Below are 16,230 nucleotides of genomic sequence, written 5' to 3'. Positions count from 1 at the left end.
AATCACCCGGACGGGACAGCGGGCGCCAGGAACTCTATACTCCTGCGCCCGTTTTACCCTTCAGGAAATCGCATCATGGCCAGCCATCTCGAACACCACCTCGCCCTGCTCAACCACCTGCGCGGCATCCTCGTCGCCCTGGGCGAAGCCGAACAGGTGCTCGACGACAGCCACGCCCTGTTCCTCGAGCGTTACGACGAACTGCTCGCCGAACTGCCGCGCGACCCGGTCTCTAGCCAGTACCTGGGCCAGGACCTGATCAGCCAGGTGTTCAACCGCTACCCGCAGATCGCCCATCTGGTGCCGCGCGACCTGCTGTGGTTCTTCGGCGGTGATTGCCTGCACTTCATGCCGGACGAGGAAATTGCCCTGTACCAGACGCTCGATGAACGCCGCTTCGCCGCCGAAGAGAACGGCGAGCCGTTCGACTGGCACCAGGAAAAGCAGCTGTTGACGCTGCCCACCGACGGCGCCCGGCACTGATCCGCACCTGAATGCACCACGAGTCGTCATGTCGCAGGTCGTGGCGATGACAGCACGCAGGTTTCGTGCATAAATACCCCCACCAGTATTTATGAGGATCGATCATGCGCACCCTGCTGCTCGCCGCCCTGCTTACCAGCGACACCCTGTATGCCGCCACGCCCTGGCAGGAGGACGCAGCCAAGCAGATACCTGCGTTCGCCGAACAGCTGCTCGGCACCGTGCGCCAGGCCATCGCCGATGGCGGGCCGGGCGCAGCGGTTCAGGCCTGCCACGCACTGGCGCCGCAGATCGCCAGCGAACACAGCCGGCAGGCCTGGCAGATCGGCCGCACGTCACTGAAGGTACGCAACCCGGACAACGCCCCCGATGCCTGGGAGCGCCGCGTACTGCACGATTTTGCCGCAGCAGCCGCCAGCGGCACGCCCGTCACGCAGCTGCGCCATGCCGAGGAAGTCGACGGGCAGTACCGCTACATGCAGGCCATCGCCGTCGGCGAGCCTTGCCTGGCGTGCCACGGTGCGACGATCAGGACAGAGGTAGAGAATGCGATTGACCAGTACTATCCGCATGATCAGGCCCGCGGCTACCAGCTTGGCGAACTGCGCGGCGCCTTCACCCTGAGTCGCCCCATCGCACAGGACACGCCATGACCGAACCTACTGACCTGCACGCACGCATGCTCGAGCAGCAACAAGCGATGCTCAAACGCCTGGCCCGGGTCGAGGGCCAGATACGCGGCATCCAGGCAATGATCAGGCGCGGTGAGGATTGCGCCGCCATCGCCCAGCAGTTCTCGGCGGCGCGCAGTGCGCTGGACAAGTCCTATCGGCTGATGCTCACCTGCCTCATCGAAGAAGCCATGCTCGACCCGGAGCAGGACACCGAAGCGTCACTGCAGCGCGTACGCGAAATCTTCACCAAGTACACCTGATCCCCCTCTCCGGCGTGCGTACGAGTCCGCCGGATCTGGCAAAGCCAAGTCATTCAACGACTTGCAGGACGGTTATGGCCGTCCTGAACAAGGCCACCCTCGCTTATTCCATATCAATCTATGCATAGAACCAAAACACAGTTAAGCTCTTTCTTAACTAAATACTCCCACGAGTATGAGAAGGAGCCTGGTCATGCAGCCCGATGTCGTCGAATTCTTCGATCCTGCCACCTACACCTACAGCTATGTGGTCATTGACCCAGCCTCGCAGCATTGCGCGATCATCGACTCGGTGCTGGACTACGATGCCGCCTCCGGGCGCACCTCGCACGCCAGCGCCGAACGCATCGTCGCCTTCGTCAGGGCACGCGACCTGCACGTCGAGTGGCTGCTGGAAACCCACGTGCACGCCGACCACCTCTCCGCCGCGCCCTTCCTCAAGCGCGAACTGGGCGGCCAGTTGGCCATCGGTGAAAACATCAGGGTGGTGCAGAACACCTTCGGCAAGCTGTTCAACGCCGGCAGCGAGTTCGCCACCGACGGCAGCCAGTTCGACCGCCTGCTTCGCGATGGTGACGAGTTCCGCATCGGTGAGCTGCGTGGCCGGGCCCTGCACACCCCTGGCCATACCCCGGCCTGTATGACTTACCTGATCGGCGACGCCGGCTTCGTCGGCGACACGCTGTTCATGCCGGACTACGGCACCGCGCGCTGCGACTTCCCCGGCGGCGATGCCCATGTGCTGTTCCAGTCGATCCAGAAGCTCTTCGCCCTGCCCGACGACACCCGCCTGTTCATGTGCCACGACTACAAGGCACCGGGCCGCGACGATTTCCGCAACCAGACCACGGTCGCCGAGCAGCGCGCGCACAACGTGCACGTTCACCAGGGCATCGCCGAGGCCGATTTCGTCGCCATGCGGCGCGAGCGCGACGCCACCCTGGGCATGCCCAACCTGATCCTGCCCTCGGTACAGGTCAACATGCGCGCCGGTCAGCTGCCGCCGGCCGAAGGCAACGGCACCCGCTACCTGAAGATCCCTCTCGACGTGCTCTGAGGTCATCACCATGGAATCGCTCAAGCGCCTGACCCCGTTCATCGCCGTGGCAGCCCAGTTGCAGCCGGCGGACATGGGCATGCTCGCCGCTGCCGGTTTTCGCAGCGTCATCAACAATCGCCCCGACGGCGAAGATCAGGGCCAGCCCGGCTCCGCCGAACTGGCGGTCGCCGCCCAGGCCAGTGGTCTGGAGTACTACCACCTGCCCGTGGTTTCCGGACAGATCGGCGATGACGACGTCAGCGCCTTCAATGCCCTGCTGACACAGGCGCGCGGCCCGCTGCTGGCGTTCTGCCGAAGCGGCACTCGCTCGACCAGCCTGTGGGCACTGAGCGAGGCCCACCACCTCGACCCGCAGGTGCTGCTCAGCACCGCAGGCGAGCACGGTTACGACCTCAGTGGGCTGGCGCCACGCCTGCAGCAGCGCTGGCAGCAGGCGCCGCTGCCCCAGGCGCAGTCCGCCAGCACGCCCACCCAGCGCTACGACGTGGTCGTGGTCGGAGGCGGCGCGGCGGGTTGTGCGGTGACTGCCAGCCTGTTCAAGCGCAACCCCGAGCTGCGCATCGCGGTGATCGAACCGCGTGAGCAGCACTACTACCAGCCGGGCTGGACCCTGGTCGGCGCCGGCGTGTTCGACCGCGCCCGCACCGAGCGCCCGATGGCGCGCTGCATTCCCCATGGCGCGCACTGGATCCACGCGGCGGTGGCCGGCTTCGAGCCGGAGCAGCAACGGGTGGTGCTGGAAGACGGCAACCGGATCAGCTATCGCGCCCTGGTCGTGTGCCCCGGCCTCAGCCTGCACTGGGATGGCATCGAAGGCCTCAGGGAGACGCTGGGCAAGAACGGCGTGACCTCCAACTACCAGTTCGAACTGGCGCCCTATACCTGGCAACAGGTACAGAACCTGCGCGAGGGCCGCGCCCTGTTCACCCAGCCGGCCATGCCGATCAAATGCGCGGGAGCGCCGCAGAAGGCCATGTACCTGTCGTGCGACTGGTGGCTCAAACAGGCGGTGCTGGCGCAGATCGACGTCGAGTTCTGCTCGGCAGGCGCGGTACTGTTCGGCGTCGCGGCCTTCGTTCCGCCGCTGATGCAGTACGTCGAGCGCTATGGCGCACAGCTCAACTTCAATACCGATCTGATTGCCGTCGATGGCCCCGCCAGACGGGCCTGGTTCCGGCAGACCGATGCCAATGGCGAAAGCCGGACGATCGAAAAGACCTTCGACTTCCTGCATGCCGTCCCACCCCAGCGCGCCCCCGAGTTCATCCGCCAGAGCCCGCTGGCGGGTGCCGATGGCTGGCTCGAGGCCGATCACGAAACCCTGCGCCACCCGCGCTTCGGCAACGTCTTCAGCCTGGGCGACGTCTGCGCGGCGCCCAATGCGAAAACCGCAGCCGCCGTGCGCAAGCAGGCCCCGGTCGTCGCCGAGAACGTGCTGGCGCTGCTCGCTGGCCGAGGCCCACAGGCGATCTATGACGGCTACGGCTCCTGCCCGCTGACGGTGGAGCGCGGCAAGGTGGTGCTGGCCGAGTTCGGCTATGGCGGCAAGCTGCTGCCGACCTTCCCCCTGGACCCGACCGTGCCGCGCCGCCTGGCCTGGGACCTGAAGGTGAAGATGATGCCTGGCATCTACTTCGACCTGATGCTCCGGGGCCGCGAGTGGCTGGCCGAGCCCAGGCACCTGCCGCATCAGCCCCTGGCGGTGGAGGCACCCGCAGCGTGTGACTTCGACAAGGAGCAGAAATGAAGCTGAGCCACTGGCTGCCCTGTCTGCAATGGGGGCGCACGTACAACCGCGCCAGCGCCTCGCAGGATGGACTGGCCGCGGTGATCGTCACGCTGATGCTGATCCCGCAGAGCCTGGCCTACGCCATGCTCGCGGGCCTGCCGCCGGTGACCGGCCTGTACGCCAGTATCCTGCCGCTGCTGGCCTATGCCGTGTTCGGCACCAGCCGCACCCTGGCCGTCGGCCCGGTGGCCGTGGTCTCGCTGATGACCGCCGCCAGCCTGGCACCGCTGTTCCCTGCCGGCAGCCCGGAATACATCGGCGCCGCGATGCTGCTGGCCTTGCTCTCGGGCCTGCTGCTGGCCGCGATGGCCATGCTGCGCCTGGGTTTCGTCGCCAACTTCCTCAGTCATCCGGTGGTTTCCGGCTTCATCAGCGCCTCCGGCATCCTCATCGCCGTCGGCCAGCTCAAGCACCTGCTGGGCGTCTCCGCCTCCGGCGAGAACCTGCTGCACCTGCTGCCAGAGCTGCTGCAGGCACTGCCACAGACACACTGGCCCACGCTGATCATCGGCCTGCTCAGCCTCGCCTGGCTGGGATGGGCCAGGGGCTACCTCAAGCAGACGCTACAACGCCTCGGGCTGTCGGCGCAGCTGGCCGGCAACCTGGCCAAGGCCGGGCCGGTGCTGGCCATCGTCGTCGCGATCATCGCGGTCAGCCTGCTGCACCTGCAGCAGGCCGGGGTCAAGGTCGTCGGCAGCGTGCCCCAGGGCCTGCCCGGCCTGACACTGCCGACGCTGAACCTGGAGCTGGCCGTGCAACTGCTGCCGGCCGCGCTGCTGATCAGCCTGGTGGGCTTCGTCGAGTCGGTCTCCGTCGGCCAGACACTGGCGGCGAAACGCCGCCAGCGCATCCAGCCGGACAACGAGCTGCTCGGCCTGGGGGCGGCGAACCTTTCCGCAGCCTTCAGCGGCGGCTTTCCCGTCACCGGCGGTTTCGCTCGCTCGGTGGTCAACTACGATGCCGGTGCGCAAACCCCCATGGCCGGCGTGTTCACCGCCATCGGCATCGGCGTCAGCGTGATGCTGCTGACACCCCTGCTGCACGACCTGCCACAAGCGGTGCTGGCAGCCACCATCATCGTCGCGGTGCTCAGCCTGGTGGACCTACGATCGCTGCGCCATACCTGGCGTTACTCGCGCCAGGATGGCGCAGCGCAGGCCGCGACCCTGTTCGGCGTGCTGCTGATTGGTGTCGAAGCCGGCATCCTCATCGGCGTCGGCCTGTCGCTGCTGCTGTTTCTCTGGCGCACCAGCCAGCCGCACATGGCTGTGGTCGGCCAGGTACCGGGCAGCGAGCACTTTCGCAACGTCGAGCGCTTCGCCGTGGTCGAGTCACCCAGCGTGCTGTCGCTGCGTGTCGACGAGAGCCTGTACTTCCCCAATGCCCGCTATCTGGAAGACCGCATCGGCGAGCTGATCGCCAGCCGCCCGCAGGTGCGTCACCTGGTGCTGATGTGTCCGGGCGTCAACCTGATCGACGCCAGCGCCCTGGATTCGCTGCACGCCATCGTCGAGCGCCTGCATGCGGCCGGCGTGCAGCTGCACCTGTCCGAGGTCAAGGGACCGGTGATGGATCAGCTGCGCCGCTCCGACTTCCTCGAACGCTTCGCCGGCCAGGTATTCATCAGCCAGTTCCAGGCGCTCAAGCACCTGGCGCCGCAGCTGACCCGGGAGACCCTGGAACGTGCCGTTACTCCCTCCCCCATACGCGACGAAAGGAACGTTTCATGAAAAGCGCACATGACCTGGTGGCCGCTGCCAGGAGCCGCATCGACGAAGTCGATCTGCCGCAGGCTGACGCGGCCATCCGGGCTGCCGACCTGCTGATCGACGTGCGAGAGGCGGACGAGTTCAGCGCGGCGCACATTCCCGGCGCCGTCCACATCCCTCGCGGGCTGCTGGAGTTCAGGCTGAGCAACGACCCGCAACTGGCCAACCGCGACCTCAGGCTGGTGCTCTACTGCAAGAACAGCGGACGCTCGGCGCTGGCCGCCGACGCCCTGCGGGAAATGGGCTACCGCCAGGTGCTTTCCCTGGCAGGCGGTATCGATGCCTGGCAGGCCGCCGGACGCGACGTGCTCGCCCCCAGCCTGCCGGAATTCGACTGAAACGGCCTGTGACCGGGAACGCCTGTCACCGTCGGCAGGCTAATCGCGGTTCTACTGACCTGCATCAATCCCCGGCACTTCTATACTCCCCCAGGTAATCAGTAACATTAGGACACACACTGCCAGCGAGCGTCGCCCGCTCAGGGCCGCCCGCTGCCGGCAAGGAGCTCCTGGATGTCCGCACGCCAACCCTCCGCCTCCGTATGGCGCATCCCGCTGGTACGCGAGATCGCCGTGATCCTGCTGATCAAGCTGACCCTGCTGCTGAGCATCAAGGCCATCTGGTTCAACGAGCCGACCGTCCCCGGCGACGGCCAGCAACGCGTCGAGGCCCACCTGTTCGGCCCCGCTACCACCCCCTCTTCAATACCCACCGAGGAGAAACCGAGATGATCTCGGAATCAGTCGTCGACCTGTCACGCCTGCAGTTCGCCATGACAGCGATGTATCACTTCATCTTCGTCCCCCTGACCCTGGGCCTGGCCTTCCTGCTGGCGATCATGGAGTCGGTCTACGTGATGACCGGCAAACAGGTCTATCAGGACATGGTCAAGTTCTGGGGCAAGCTGTTCGGCATCAACTTCGCCCTGGGCGTCACCACCGGACTGACCATGGAGTTCCAGTTCGGCACCAACTGGGCCTACTACAGCCACTACGTCGGTGACATCTTCGGCGCGCCACTGGCCATCGAAGGGCTGATGGCCTTCTTCCTCGAATCCACCTTCATTGGCCTGTTCTTCTTCGGCTGGGATCGCCTGTCCAGGCTGCAGCACCTGACCGTGACCTGGCTGGTGGCACTGGGCTCGAACCTCTCGGCGCTGTGGATCCTGATCGCCAACGGCTGGATGCAGAACCCGGTGGGCGCCGAGTTCAACTTCGAGACCATGCGCATGGAGCTGACCGACTTCGGCGCCCTGCTGTTCAACCCGGTGGCCCAGGTCAAGTTCGTGCACACCGTGGCGGCCGGCTACGTCACCGGTTCGATCTTCGTCCTGGCGATCTCCAGCTACTACCTGCTGAAAAAGCGCGACCAGGGCTTCGCCCGCCGCTCCTTCGCCATCGCTTCGGCCTTCGGCCTGGCCTCGATCCTCTCGGTGATCGTCCTGGGCGACGAATCCGGCTACGAGATCGGTGACGTGCAGAAGACCAAGCTGGCCGCCATCGAAGCCGAGTGGGACACCCACCCGGCACCGGCCGGCTTCACCCTGTTCGGCCTGCCCAACCAGCAGGAGCAGCGCACCGACTATGCGGTGAAGATTCCCTACGTACTGGGCCTGATCGCCACCCGCTCGCTGGATGAAGAGGTCAAGGGCATCAAGGACCTGCTCATCGAACACGAGGCACGCATCCGTACCGGCATGAGCGCCTACGCGCTGCTGGAGCGCCTGCGCGGCGGCGACAAGTCGGCAGAGACCATCGCCGCCTTCAACGAGGTCAAGAACGACCTGGGCTACGGTCTGCTGCTGAAGAAGTACACGCCGAACGTGGTCGATGCCAGCGAAGCGCAGATCAGGCAGGCGGCGCTGGACACCATCCCCAACGTGTTCAGCCTGTTCTGGACCTTCCGCATCATGGTCGCCTGCGGCTTCCTCATGCTGGCGCTGTTCGCCTGCGCCTTCTGGGCCTCGGCGAAGAAGAACGAGGAAAGCAAACCCTGGCTGCTGAAATGGGCGCTGTGGAGCCTGCCCCTGCCGTGGATCGCCGCGCAGACCGGCTGGTACGTGGCCGAGCATGGTCGCCAGCCCTGGTCGATCGGCGAGGTGCTGCCGACCCATCTGTCCGCCTCCAGCCTGTCGACCGGCGACATCTGGGGCTCGCTGACGGCGCTGATCGCCTTCTACAGCCTGCTGCTGGTGGTGGAGATGTACCTGATGATCAAGTTCGCCCGCCTCGGCCCCTCCAGCCTGCACAGCGGACGCTACCACTTCGAGCAACAGCAGCCGGCCCACGCCTGAGGACTTCGTCATGTTCGACTACGAAACACTGAAACTCGTGTGGTGGGTACTGATCGGCGTGCTGCTGATCGGCTTCGCCCTGACCGATGGCTTCGACATGGGCGCCATGGCGCTGATGCCCTTCGTGGGCAGGACCGACAACGAACGCCGCGTCGCCATCAACACCATCGCCCCGCACTGGGACGGCAACCAGGTATGGTTCATCACCGCCGGCGGCGCGCTGTTCGCCGCCTGGCCGATGGTCTACGCGGTGGCCTTCTCCGGGCTGTACTGGGCGATGCTGCTGGTGCTGTTCGCCCTGTTCTGCCGGCCCGTCGGCTTCGACTACCGCAGCAAGGTCAGCGACCCGCGCTGGCGCAGCGCCTGGGACTGGGCCCTGTTCGTCGGCGGCGCGGTGCCTGCGCTGGTATTCGGCGTGGCCTTCGGCAACCTCTTCCTCGGCCTGCCGTTCCAGCTCGACGACATGATGCGTTCGACCTACCACGGCTCCTTCTTCGCCCTGCTCAACCCGTTCGCGCTGCTCTGTGGCGTGGTCAGCCTGAGCATGCTCTGCACCCATGGCGGCGCCTGGCTGATGCTGCGCACCGAGGGTGACCTGGCAGCGCGTTCGCGCCGCGCCACCTACCTCTGTGCCCTGGTATTCCTGGTTGGCTTCCTTCTCGCTGGCAGCTGGCTGGCCATGGGCATCGAAGGCATGACCCTGGCCAGCGCCGTGGATGCCGGCGCCGCGCTGAACCCGCTGAACAAGCAGGTGATCGCCGACAACGCCGGCTGGCTCGGCAACTATGCCCGTTACCCGGTGACCCTGGTCGCCCCCGTGCTGGCCCTGCTCGGCGCCCTGCTGGCGATTCTCGCCAGCACCTGGCGACGCGCCGGCCTGGCCTTCGCCGGCAGCAGCCTGATGATAGTCGGGGCCATCTGCACCGCAGGCTTCGCCCTGTTCCCCTTCGTCTTCCCCTCGAGCCTCGATCCGGCCTCCAGCCTGACCCTGTGGGACGCGGTATCGAGTCGCAAGACCCTGGGCATCATGTTCGTCGTCGCCTGCATCTTCGTTCCGCTGATCCTCATCTACACCCTGTGGGGCTACGTGAAGATGTGGGGCAAGCTCAACGAGCAGAGCATCGAAGCCAACCCCCACGGCCTGTATTGAGGAGAAACGCGATGTGGTACTTCACCTGGATTCTTGGCGTGCTGCTGGCCTGCAGCTTCGGCATCATCAACGCCCTGTGGCTGGAAACCACTCAGGACCTCGACACCGAGAGCGAGCATGAGTGAACTGGCCCTGAGCGAGCGCGCGCCACTGCGCGCGCTCTCCTGGCTGCTGGCGGTGCCCATGGCGCTGGTGCTGCTGATCCATCCCGGCGCCATGCTCGACAGCCAGGGAGGCTACAGCCATTCGCTGCTGATGCTGGTGATGTGGGGTGTGTCCTGCGCCTTCATCCACGGCGTCGGCTTCACGCCGCGCCTGCGGCTCTGGCGCACGCTGTTCTCGCCCTGGCTGGGCTGGGGACTGTGCGGGCTGGGCTATGCCCTGCTGGGCCTGGCACAAGCGACCTGAAGGCAAATCGCAGAAACGAAAACGCCGCTCGAATGAGCGGCGTTTTCGTTTATTTGGAGCGGGAAACGAGACTCGAACTCGCGACCCCGACCTTGGCAAGGTCGTGCTCTACCAACTGAGCTATTCCCGCGGTACAACTTGAAGTGGCGTCCCCTAGGGGACTCGAACCCCTGTTACCGCCGTGAAAGGGCGGTGTCCTAGGCCACTAGACGAAGGGGACCTGGAACTTCGTTTGAAACCCTGCCGAAGCAGCATTTCGAAAATCTGGAGCGGGAAACGAGACTCGAACTCGCGACCCCGACCTTGGCAAGGTCGTGCTCTACCAACTGAGCTATTCCCGCATGTACAACTTAAAGTGGCGTCCCCTAGGGGACTCGAACCCCTGTTACCGCCGTGAAAGGGCGGTGTCCTAGGCCACTAGACGAAGGGGACACACCCCGGAACATCAAGCAACTTTCCGGCTTCCTTCGCTCTGTTTCTAGCATTGCGCTGGAAGTGGCGCGCATTCTATGGAGCCTTTCGGAGTCCGTCAACCTCTCTCTAAAAAATTTTTAAAATCAAAGACTTCAGACCATAAATTGACATGGCACTAGGAGCCATGCGGCCAAGCCACTACACTCGGTCGAAAAGTCGATTTCCGAGAGGTCCCAAGCAGTGTCCGCACTCGTGATTACCCTGCTGATCGTCGGCGGCATCGCCCTGTTGATGGTGATTGCCTATATCAACCACGCCGTCGAGAACAGCAAGCTGGAGAAGGCGCGCCAACGTGCCGACCTGCTCGACCGCATCCGGCGCTGCCAGGACCTCTCCGAACGCCTGCCAGGCCAACTGATGACCCCGCAGCTGAAGCTGCTGCTCGCCAAGCTGCAACTGCAGGCCAGTGAACGCCTGCTGCCGCTGGAAAAACAGAACGCCACGCTCAAGACCGACATCGAGACGCTGAAGGCGCAGATCGCGCAAGGCGAATCCATCGCGGTGAAGAATCCCCCACAACCGATCGCCAACGAAGCCAAGGCCAAGGATGTGCGCTTCCTGCTGGAGAACCTTCACGCCCTGGTCACCGGTTCGGTACAAGGCGGGCTGCTGCCGGCCAACGAAGGCAAGCACTGGCTGAAGCAGATCCGCCAGATGCTGGTGCTGGTGCATATCGAGTTCTTCAGCACCCTGGGCCAGGCGGCCCTGCAACAGAAGCAGCCAGGACAGGCCCGCCTGGCCTTCGAGCGAGGCGTCCAGTACCTGCGCAAGCAGCCTGAGCCCGCCCAGTACCAGGCGCAGCTCAAGCGCTTCGAAGAGCAGCTGGCGCGCGCCAACGCCATGGTACTCAACAACAACGCCCCGAGCGTCGAGGAGTCCAGCGAGCTGACCGAAGGCCTGAAGAACCTGGGAGACGACGACTGGAAGAAGAAGAACATCTACGACTGAGCCTCGCGCGACTTCATCCGGCCCAGTCGAAAACACCGTTCGCCGATAGCAAGGAACCGCAATGAGCCTGACCGTCTACGGGGCACCCCTGTCCCCTTTCGTCCGCAAACTCTGCCTGTGCCTGATCGAAAAGGAGCTGGATTACGAGCTCGAGGTGGTCATGCCCTTCGGCCAACCCGACTGGTTCCGTGAGCTCAACCCGCTGGGGCGCATTCCGGCCTTTCGCGACGGCAACCTCAAGCTGGCCGACTCCAGCGTCATCTGCCAGTACCTGGAAGAACGCTACCCCGAGCGCAAGCCTCTCTATGGTGCGGACGCGCAGCAGCGCGCCAAGGTTCGCTGGCTGGAGAAGTACGCCGACTACGAGCTGGCCCCCTTGTGCACCTTCACCGTGTTTCGCCATCGCGTGCTGAAAACCAGCATGGGCCAGCCCTGCGACGAGGACAAGGTGCAGCAGACGCTCAAGGACAAGCTGCCCGGCCATTTCGACTATTTCGAGACAACCCTGGGCGACGCGCCCTACTTCCTGGGCGAGCAACCGAGCATGGCCGACCTGGCGCTGGCCAGCCAGCTGCTGAACATGGAACACGGCGGGGAGACGCTGGACACTGCGCGCTGGCCGAAGCTGGCCGCTCACTACCAGCGCATCAAGGCCAGCGCTTCGATGCAGCAATTGCTCCCGCGCGAACTGCGCACGCTGGAAAAGATCGGCATCAAGCGCTGAACCGGGAACGCCCGCGCGGGCAAACAACCCCGCCGAAACGCCCCCTGAAAGAACAATGCCCCTGATCCTTGCGAGGATCAGGGGCATTTCACGTCACCTGAGCGCTGCGCTTACCAGTCCTTCAGCGCCGCCTCGGCAGCAGAATTCATCGGCTCGGCCAGCAGCCCGGTCGGGGTCAGGCTCACGCTGTACACGGCATCCGCCGCGATCGGCAGGTAGGTCACGCGCAGCGCCTGCGGATCGAACAGCAGCAGGTCACGCTGGCTCAGGCGCAACCAGCGCCACAGGTCGACGCCATAGGGGCTCTCGGCCAGCTGCACGCGGCCATGCTGCGCCAGTGCCTGCTGCTCGATGGCGAGAAAACGCCCGGAAAGGCGCTCCAGGCGGTAACCGGGCTCGAGGCCGATCAGCTCGGCCAGGCCCTTCCAGCGAATCAGCCGGCCATCGAGCTGCCACATGTCACCCTCGAGGGTGACGACCCGCTCCCGCCCGCCTTCCAGCAGGCTGACCCGATAGCGCTGCGGGCCATCCGCCTTGAAGCTCAGCGTCACCAGCGGCTTGCCCGGCTCCAGCGGCTCGTAGGTATACAGATCGTAGGCCACCAGGCCTATCAGGCCGGCCAGTGCGAGAAACGCCAGGCCGCAGGTGCCGCGCAGCCAACCGAGGAACCAGCCTGTATTGAGCAGAACGCGCAATGCCACCAGTAGCGCCAGCACGGCCAACAGCGCCACGGCCCAGGCCAACCCATCGTATTGCATCGCTCGCATTCCTTCTCTGACGAAATCCCGGCATTATGCGCAGCTCTCCCTGCCACGAACAGCCGCCAGGCTGCGCACTTGCCCACAAGTCGACATTTTTAATATGCCCCTGCTCGAACTCGCCATCGACCCCAGCACGCTGGCCATCCTCGCCCTGGTTGCCTTCATCGCCGGTTTTATCGACGCCATCGCCGGCGGCGGTGGCCTGCTGACCATCCCGGCACTGCTGACCGCTGGCCTGCCACCGCACCTGGTGCTGGGCACCAACAAGCTCTGCGCCACCTTCGGCTCGGGCACCGCCGCACTGACGTTCTACCGGCGCAAACTGTTCGATCCGAAACAGTGGCGCAACGCCCTGCTGGCTACCCTGATCGGCGCCCTGCTCGGCGCCGTCATCGCCCACTGGATGCCGGCCGCCTGGCTCAATCAGATGCTGCCAGCCGTGGTCTTCGCCTGCGGCATCTACCTGCTGTTCGGCCGCATGCCGGAGGCCCCGGCCGAACACGACCTGCCGATCGCCAAAGCCCGCCAGTGGCCTCAAGGCCTGGGGCTCGGTCTATATGACGGGGTGGCCGGCCCTGGCACGGGCGCATTCTGGACGGTCAGCAGCCTGCTGATGTACCCGCTGGACCTGGTTCGTGCCAGCGGCGTCGCACGCACCATGAACTTCGTCAGCAACGCGGCGGCACTGGTGGTCTTCATCGCCTTCGGCCAGGTGGCCTGGGTGCTCGGCCTGAGCATGGGCGCAGCCCTGATGATCGGCGCCTTCCTGGGCGCGCGCACCGCGATCAAGGGCGGCTCGAAATTCATTCGCCCGGTGTTCATTCTGGTGGTATTGGCACTGACCGCCCGCCTGGTCTGGCAACACTGGGTCGCCTGAGCGACCTCGCACCGCGCACGAGCAGGCCTTGCGCCTGCTCTGTCAGGCCTGCAGTTCGGGCTCCGGCAGACCCAGGCGGCGTGCCACGTAGAGATCGATCAGGTAACGCGCGATAGAGCGCGAAGCCGGCAGCGGCGGCAGGTCGTCGACACGGAACCAGCGCGCGTCCTCGATCTCGTCCTCCTGCATGACGATGTCGCCGCCGGCGTACTCGGCATGGAAGCCCAGCATCAGCGAGTGCGGGAACGGCCAGCCCTGGCTGCCGATGTACTGCAGGTTCCGCACCTCGACACCGACTTCCTCGCGCACTTCACGCGCCACGCAGTGCTCCACCGACTCGCCTGGCTCGACGAAACCGGCCAGGGTGCTGTAGATCCCCGTGACGAAGCGCGGCGAGCGCGCCAGCAGGACCTCGTCGCCGCGCGTGACCAGGACGATCATGCTTGGTGAAATCCGTGGATAGTGCTGCGATTCGCAGTTGTCGCAGCGCATCGCCCGCTCGCCGGGCAACTGCCGGGTCGCAGCCCCGCAGCTGCCACAGAAACGGTGCTCGGCATACCAGGTGCCGATCTGCGCGGCGTAGGCGAGCATGCGGAAGGTTTCCGCCTCGCCCTGCAACATGAACTGACGCAGGCTCTGCCAGCTGCAGCCCTCGAGCTGGGTCGACGGTTTCACCTGCAGCAGGTAGACCGCATCCTCGCCGAAGTAGCCAATGCCTTGCTCTCCGACTATTTCCAGGTCCTGGCGCTTGATCCAGTCACGCGGGAACAGGACGCCGTTGCTGTCGGCCAGAAAGTGCTGCTGGTTGTACAGCAGCGCCCAGCCCCCCGCCTGCGCGGGGTCGAGAAAGGCATTGCGCCAGGCCATCAGGCGGCCACCGGCATGCCCAGCGCCTTGACGCTTTCCTCGGCCAGGTCGAGCACGCTGGGCCGCGTTTCCGGACGCATCACGGCACCGGCTTCCAGGTAGTACTCCAGGCTGCTGAGAGCATCCGCCAGGGTTTCGAGCATCTGCTCGGAGGGCATCTGCCCCGAATCGAGCATGCGCGTCTGGATGTAGTCCGCGCAGGCACCGACCAGGTTCGCCGCACGACGCTGCTCGAGGAACCACAGACCACCCCGGACCGCCTGCAGGCTGAACGGTACGTTGGCCAGGTGCATCTTGTCGCCGCCCGCTTCCAGGTAGGCGGTGATGGCCCGCTTGGCCAGCGCCAGGCCGGCCTGAGCCTCGTCGACCACCACGATGCGCGCTTCGTTGAGCTGGTGATGGGCGAAGGAGTCGGCCTCGTTGCCAGGCTCGGCCGCCGCCGGCCGCGCCTCTCGCCCTTCACCCCGCTCCAGGCTGGCCACCATGCCCTCGACATACAGCACCGCGTCGGCAAGCTTGTGCAGCTGCTCCGGTTGCGGCGGTGTCTCGGCATTCCAGGCGGCGACGTGCGGCAACTGGGCGCTGAGCGAGTTGCCAGCGGAATTCAAGCCGACCATGCCAAGGGTCTTGGCCAGCTTGCCCAGCAACGCATGCAGGGTACCCAGGGTCTCGCCCTGCAGGGTGCCGCGCTCGAGCAGGTCGAGCATGTCCTTGACGCTGGCCAGCTCCTCGCGGATCGCCGAGGACAGCGAACGCATCACCGCCTTGCCCGGCCCGGACAGGCGCTGGTATTCCTCTTCCAGCAGGTGATCGGTGAACGGCAGCGGCGTCAGGCCGAATACCTCGCGCATGGCGCTCGCCTGGGGGCCGTGGCTGTCCGCCAGCGCGACGAGGTACAGCAGCTCCTTCAGCAGGCTGCGCGGGGCTTCGTACTGCGGGTTGCCCAGCATCAGCTTGAGTTCGCGGTCGACCCGCGAGAACAGCTGCTTGCGGGACTTGCGCGCCAGCAACTGCGCGTCGCACTGCGCCTCGATGGCCGCCGCGCCGATCCAGCACATGCGCCCGCGCGGCTCGTTGGCGAACAGGCTGTCGAGGCGCACCATCGCCCGCACCATCAGCTTCAGACTGGCCTGCGGGTTCTGTTCACGGATGAAGCCCAGCAGGCCGACCTGGTACATGTGACGCAGGCGCTTGCCTTCCGTCAGCTTGGCCGCGCCATCGAGTGGCTGGGTCGCGGTGTGCGGCCGCGCATGATCGAGGCGCACGCTGAAGAAGAAGCTCTCCGGCAGGGGCTGCTGTGCCCCGGCCTGACGCAGGTCATTGATCGCCGGCAGCAGCAGCTCGGGCATTTCCTGGCGATGGGCATCGACGTTTTCCAGGTAGCGGCGCAGCACGTGCAGCGCATTGCTCAGCGCCGCCAGTTGCACGTCACGCTCCTCGCCCGCCCCGACCGGAATGTCGGTGGCCTGGTCCAGCACTTCCTGAGCCAGCAGCTCGGCTCCGGCCAGCTCGATCAGGTTGAGCGTGCCGCGCACCTGCTGCAGGCTCTCTACCGCCTGCTGCAGCAGGCTGCCGTTGTGCCGCTCGGCAATGAAATGCTCCAGGCTCTGCTCGGCCTCTTCCATGGTGACGAACAGCTCGTCGCGCACCAGACTCAGGGATGTGGCTCCACTTACCATGCTCTATGCACCTC

18 protein-coding genes and 4 tRNA genes are annotated in these 16,230 nt (G+C 65.5%); 15 read left to right on the top strand and 7 right to left on the bottom strand.

The features are described from left to right. The first annotated feature begins 72 nt into the window (after positions 1-72). From FIV02_RS10835 to FIV02_RS10780, 12 genes are all read left to right on the top strand, one after another. Positions 73-483: a PA2817 family protein gene (locus tag FIV02_RS10835; RefSeq protein ID WP_134675946.1), complete on the top strand. Its 411-nt coding sequence runs from the start codon at positions 73-75 to the stop codon at positions 481-483. 104 nt (positions 484-587) lie between these two features. Then, on the top strand, positions 588-1,136 hold the full coding sequence (locus tag FIV02_RS10830; RefSeq protein WP_152488599.1) for a DUF3365 domain-containing protein: 549 nt from the start codon (positions 588-590) through the stop codon (positions 1,134-1,136). Further along, positions 1,133-1,417 carry a metal-sensing transcriptional repressor gene (locus tag FIV02_RS10825; RefSeq protein ID WP_037051846.1) on the top strand — a complete coding sequence of 95 codons (285 nt, stop codon included), beginning with the start codon at positions 1,133-1,135 and terminating at the stop codon, positions 1,415-1,417. Before FIV02_RS10830 ends, FIV02_RS10825 begins: the two co-directional genes overlap by 4 nt. Before the next feature lie 193 nt (positions 1,418-1,610). Beyond that, entirely contained in the window at positions 1,611-2,474 is an 864-nt protein-coding gene (locus FIV02_RS10820) for an MBL fold metallo-hydrolase (RefSeq protein ID WP_152488598.1), read from the top strand. Between the two features lie 10 nt (positions 2,475-2,484). Next, the gene (locus tag FIV02_RS10815; RefSeq protein WP_152488597.1) at positions 2,485-4,224 is read left to right on the top strand and encodes a bifunctional protein tyrosine phosphatase family protein/NAD(P)/FAD-dependent oxidoreductase; all 1,740 of its coding nucleotides are present in this window, start codon (positions 2,485-2,487) and stop codon (positions 4,222-4,224) included. Then, the gene (locus FIV02_RS10810) at positions 4,221-5,996 is read left to right on the top strand and encodes a SulP family inorganic anion transporter (protein WP_152488596.1); all 1,776 of its coding nucleotides are present in this window, start codon (positions 4,221-4,223) and stop codon (positions 5,994-5,996) included. The genes FIV02_RS10815 and FIV02_RS10810 overlap by 4 nt, the downstream gene beginning before the upstream one ends. Then, a complete protein-coding gene (locus tag FIV02_RS10805) occupies positions 5,993-6,373 on the top strand; it encodes a rhodanese-like domain-containing protein (RefSeq protein WP_152488595.1) in 381 nt (126 codons plus the stop codon). The genes FIV02_RS10810 and FIV02_RS10805 overlap by 4 nt, the downstream gene beginning before the upstream one ends. A gap of 174 nt (positions 6,374-6,547) precedes the next feature. Then, entirely contained in the window at positions 6,548-6,766 is a 219-nt protein-coding gene (gene cydP / locus FIV02_RS10800; RefSeq protein ID WP_047589332.1) for a cytochrome oxidase putative small subunit CydP, read from the top strand. Continuing rightward, the gene (locus tag FIV02_RS10795) at positions 6,763-8,328 is read left to right on the top strand and encodes a cytochrome ubiquinol oxidase subunit I (RefSeq protein WP_150609409.1); all 1,566 of its coding nucleotides are present in this window, start codon (positions 6,763-6,765) and stop codon (positions 8,326-8,328) included. Before cydP ends, FIV02_RS10795 begins: the two co-directional genes overlap by 4 nt. A gap of 10 nt (positions 8,329-8,338) precedes the next feature. Then, the gene (gene cydB / locus FIV02_RS10790; RefSeq protein WP_152488594.1) at positions 8,339-9,478 is read left to right on the top strand and encodes a cytochrome d ubiquinol oxidase subunit II; all 1,140 of its coding nucleotides are present in this window, start codon (positions 8,339-8,341) and stop codon (positions 9,476-9,478) included. An 11-nt stretch (positions 9,479-9,489) separates the two neighbouring features. Further along, positions 9,490-9,603 carry a cytochrome bd-I oxidase subunit CydX gene (gene cydX, locus FIV02_RS10785; protein WP_037051820.1) on the top strand — a complete coding sequence of 38 codons (114 nt, stop codon included), beginning with the start codon at positions 9,490-9,492 and terminating at the stop codon, positions 9,601-9,603. Beyond that, entirely contained in the window at positions 9,596-9,886 is a 291-nt protein-coding gene (locus FIV02_RS10780; RefSeq protein WP_037051816.1) for a cyd operon YbgE family protein, read from the top strand. The genes cydX and FIV02_RS10780 overlap by 8 nt, the downstream gene beginning before the upstream one ends. Before the next feature lie 54 nt (positions 9,887-9,940). Here the strand turns inward: FIV02_RS10780 and FIV02_RS10775 are convergent. From FIV02_RS10775 to FIV02_RS10760, 4 genes are all read right to left on the bottom strand, one after another. Beyond that, positions 9,941-10,016, bottom strand: a tRNA-Gly gene (locus FIV02_RS10775). A gap of 14 nt (positions 10,017-10,030) precedes the next feature. Beyond that, a tRNA-Glu gene (locus FIV02_RS10770) sits at positions 10,031-10,106 on the bottom strand. Between the two features lie 45 nt (positions 10,107-10,151). Then, a tRNA-Gly gene (locus FIV02_RS10765) sits at positions 10,152-10,227 on the bottom strand. A 15-nt stretch (positions 10,228-10,242) separates the two neighbouring features. Beyond that, positions 10,243-10,318, bottom strand: a tRNA-Glu gene (locus FIV02_RS10760). A 222-nt stretch (positions 10,319-10,540) separates the two neighbouring features. Here FIV02_RS10760 and FIV02_RS10755 point away from each other — a divergent pair. After that, positions 10,541-11,308, top strand: coding sequence for a hypothetical protein (locus FIV02_RS10755; RefSeq protein WP_371923250.1), 768 nt, complete (start codon positions 10,541-10,543; stop codon positions 11,306-11,308). 61 nt (positions 11,309-11,369) lie between these two features. Next, on the top strand, positions 11,370-12,032 hold the full coding sequence (locus FIV02_RS10750) for a glutathione S-transferase family protein (protein ID WP_152488593.1): 663 nt from the start codon (positions 11,370-11,372) through the stop codon (positions 12,030-12,032). A gap of 110 nt (positions 12,033-12,142) precedes the next feature. On the opposite strand, the gene FIV02_RS10745 is transcribed toward FIV02_RS10750, so the two are convergent. Continuing rightward, complete coding sequence (locus FIV02_RS10745) at positions 12,143-12,790, bottom strand: membrane protein (protein ID WP_047589564.1); 648 nt, start codon at positions 12,788-12,790, stop codon at positions 12,143-12,145. A 103-nt stretch (positions 12,791-12,893) separates the two neighbouring features. Here FIV02_RS10745 and FIV02_RS10740 point away from each other — a divergent pair, with 103 nt between their 5' ends. After that, positions 12,894-13,670: a TSUP family transporter gene (locus tag FIV02_RS10740; RefSeq protein WP_037052932.1), complete on the top strand. Its 777-nt coding sequence runs from the start codon at positions 12,894-12,896 to the stop codon at positions 13,668-13,670. 42 nt (positions 13,671-13,712) lie between these two features. On the opposite strand, the gene nudC is transcribed toward FIV02_RS10740, so the two are convergent. Further along, complete coding sequence (gene nudC / locus FIV02_RS10735) at positions 13,713-14,537, bottom strand: NAD(+) diphosphatase (RefSeq protein WP_152488592.1); 825 nt, start codon at positions 14,535-14,537, stop codon at positions 13,713-13,715. Beyond that, positions 14,537-16,216 carry a ferrous iron transporter B gene (locus FIV02_RS10730; protein ID WP_152488591.1) on the bottom strand — a complete coding sequence of 560 codons (1,680 nt, stop codon included), beginning with the start codon at positions 16,214-16,216 and terminating at the stop codon, positions 14,537-14,539. The genes nudC and FIV02_RS10730 overlap by 1 nt, the downstream gene beginning before the upstream one ends. Positions 16,217-16,230 lie beyond the last annotated feature (14 nt).

The organism is Pseudomonas sp. THAF187a (assembly GCF_009363395.1).
Taxonomy (GTDB): domain Bacteria; phylum Pseudomonadota; class Gammaproteobacteria; order Pseudomonadales; family Pseudomonadaceae; genus Aquipseudomonas; species Aquipseudomonas khazarica.
This window is presented reverse-complemented; position numbering and strand designations above follow the sequence as displayed.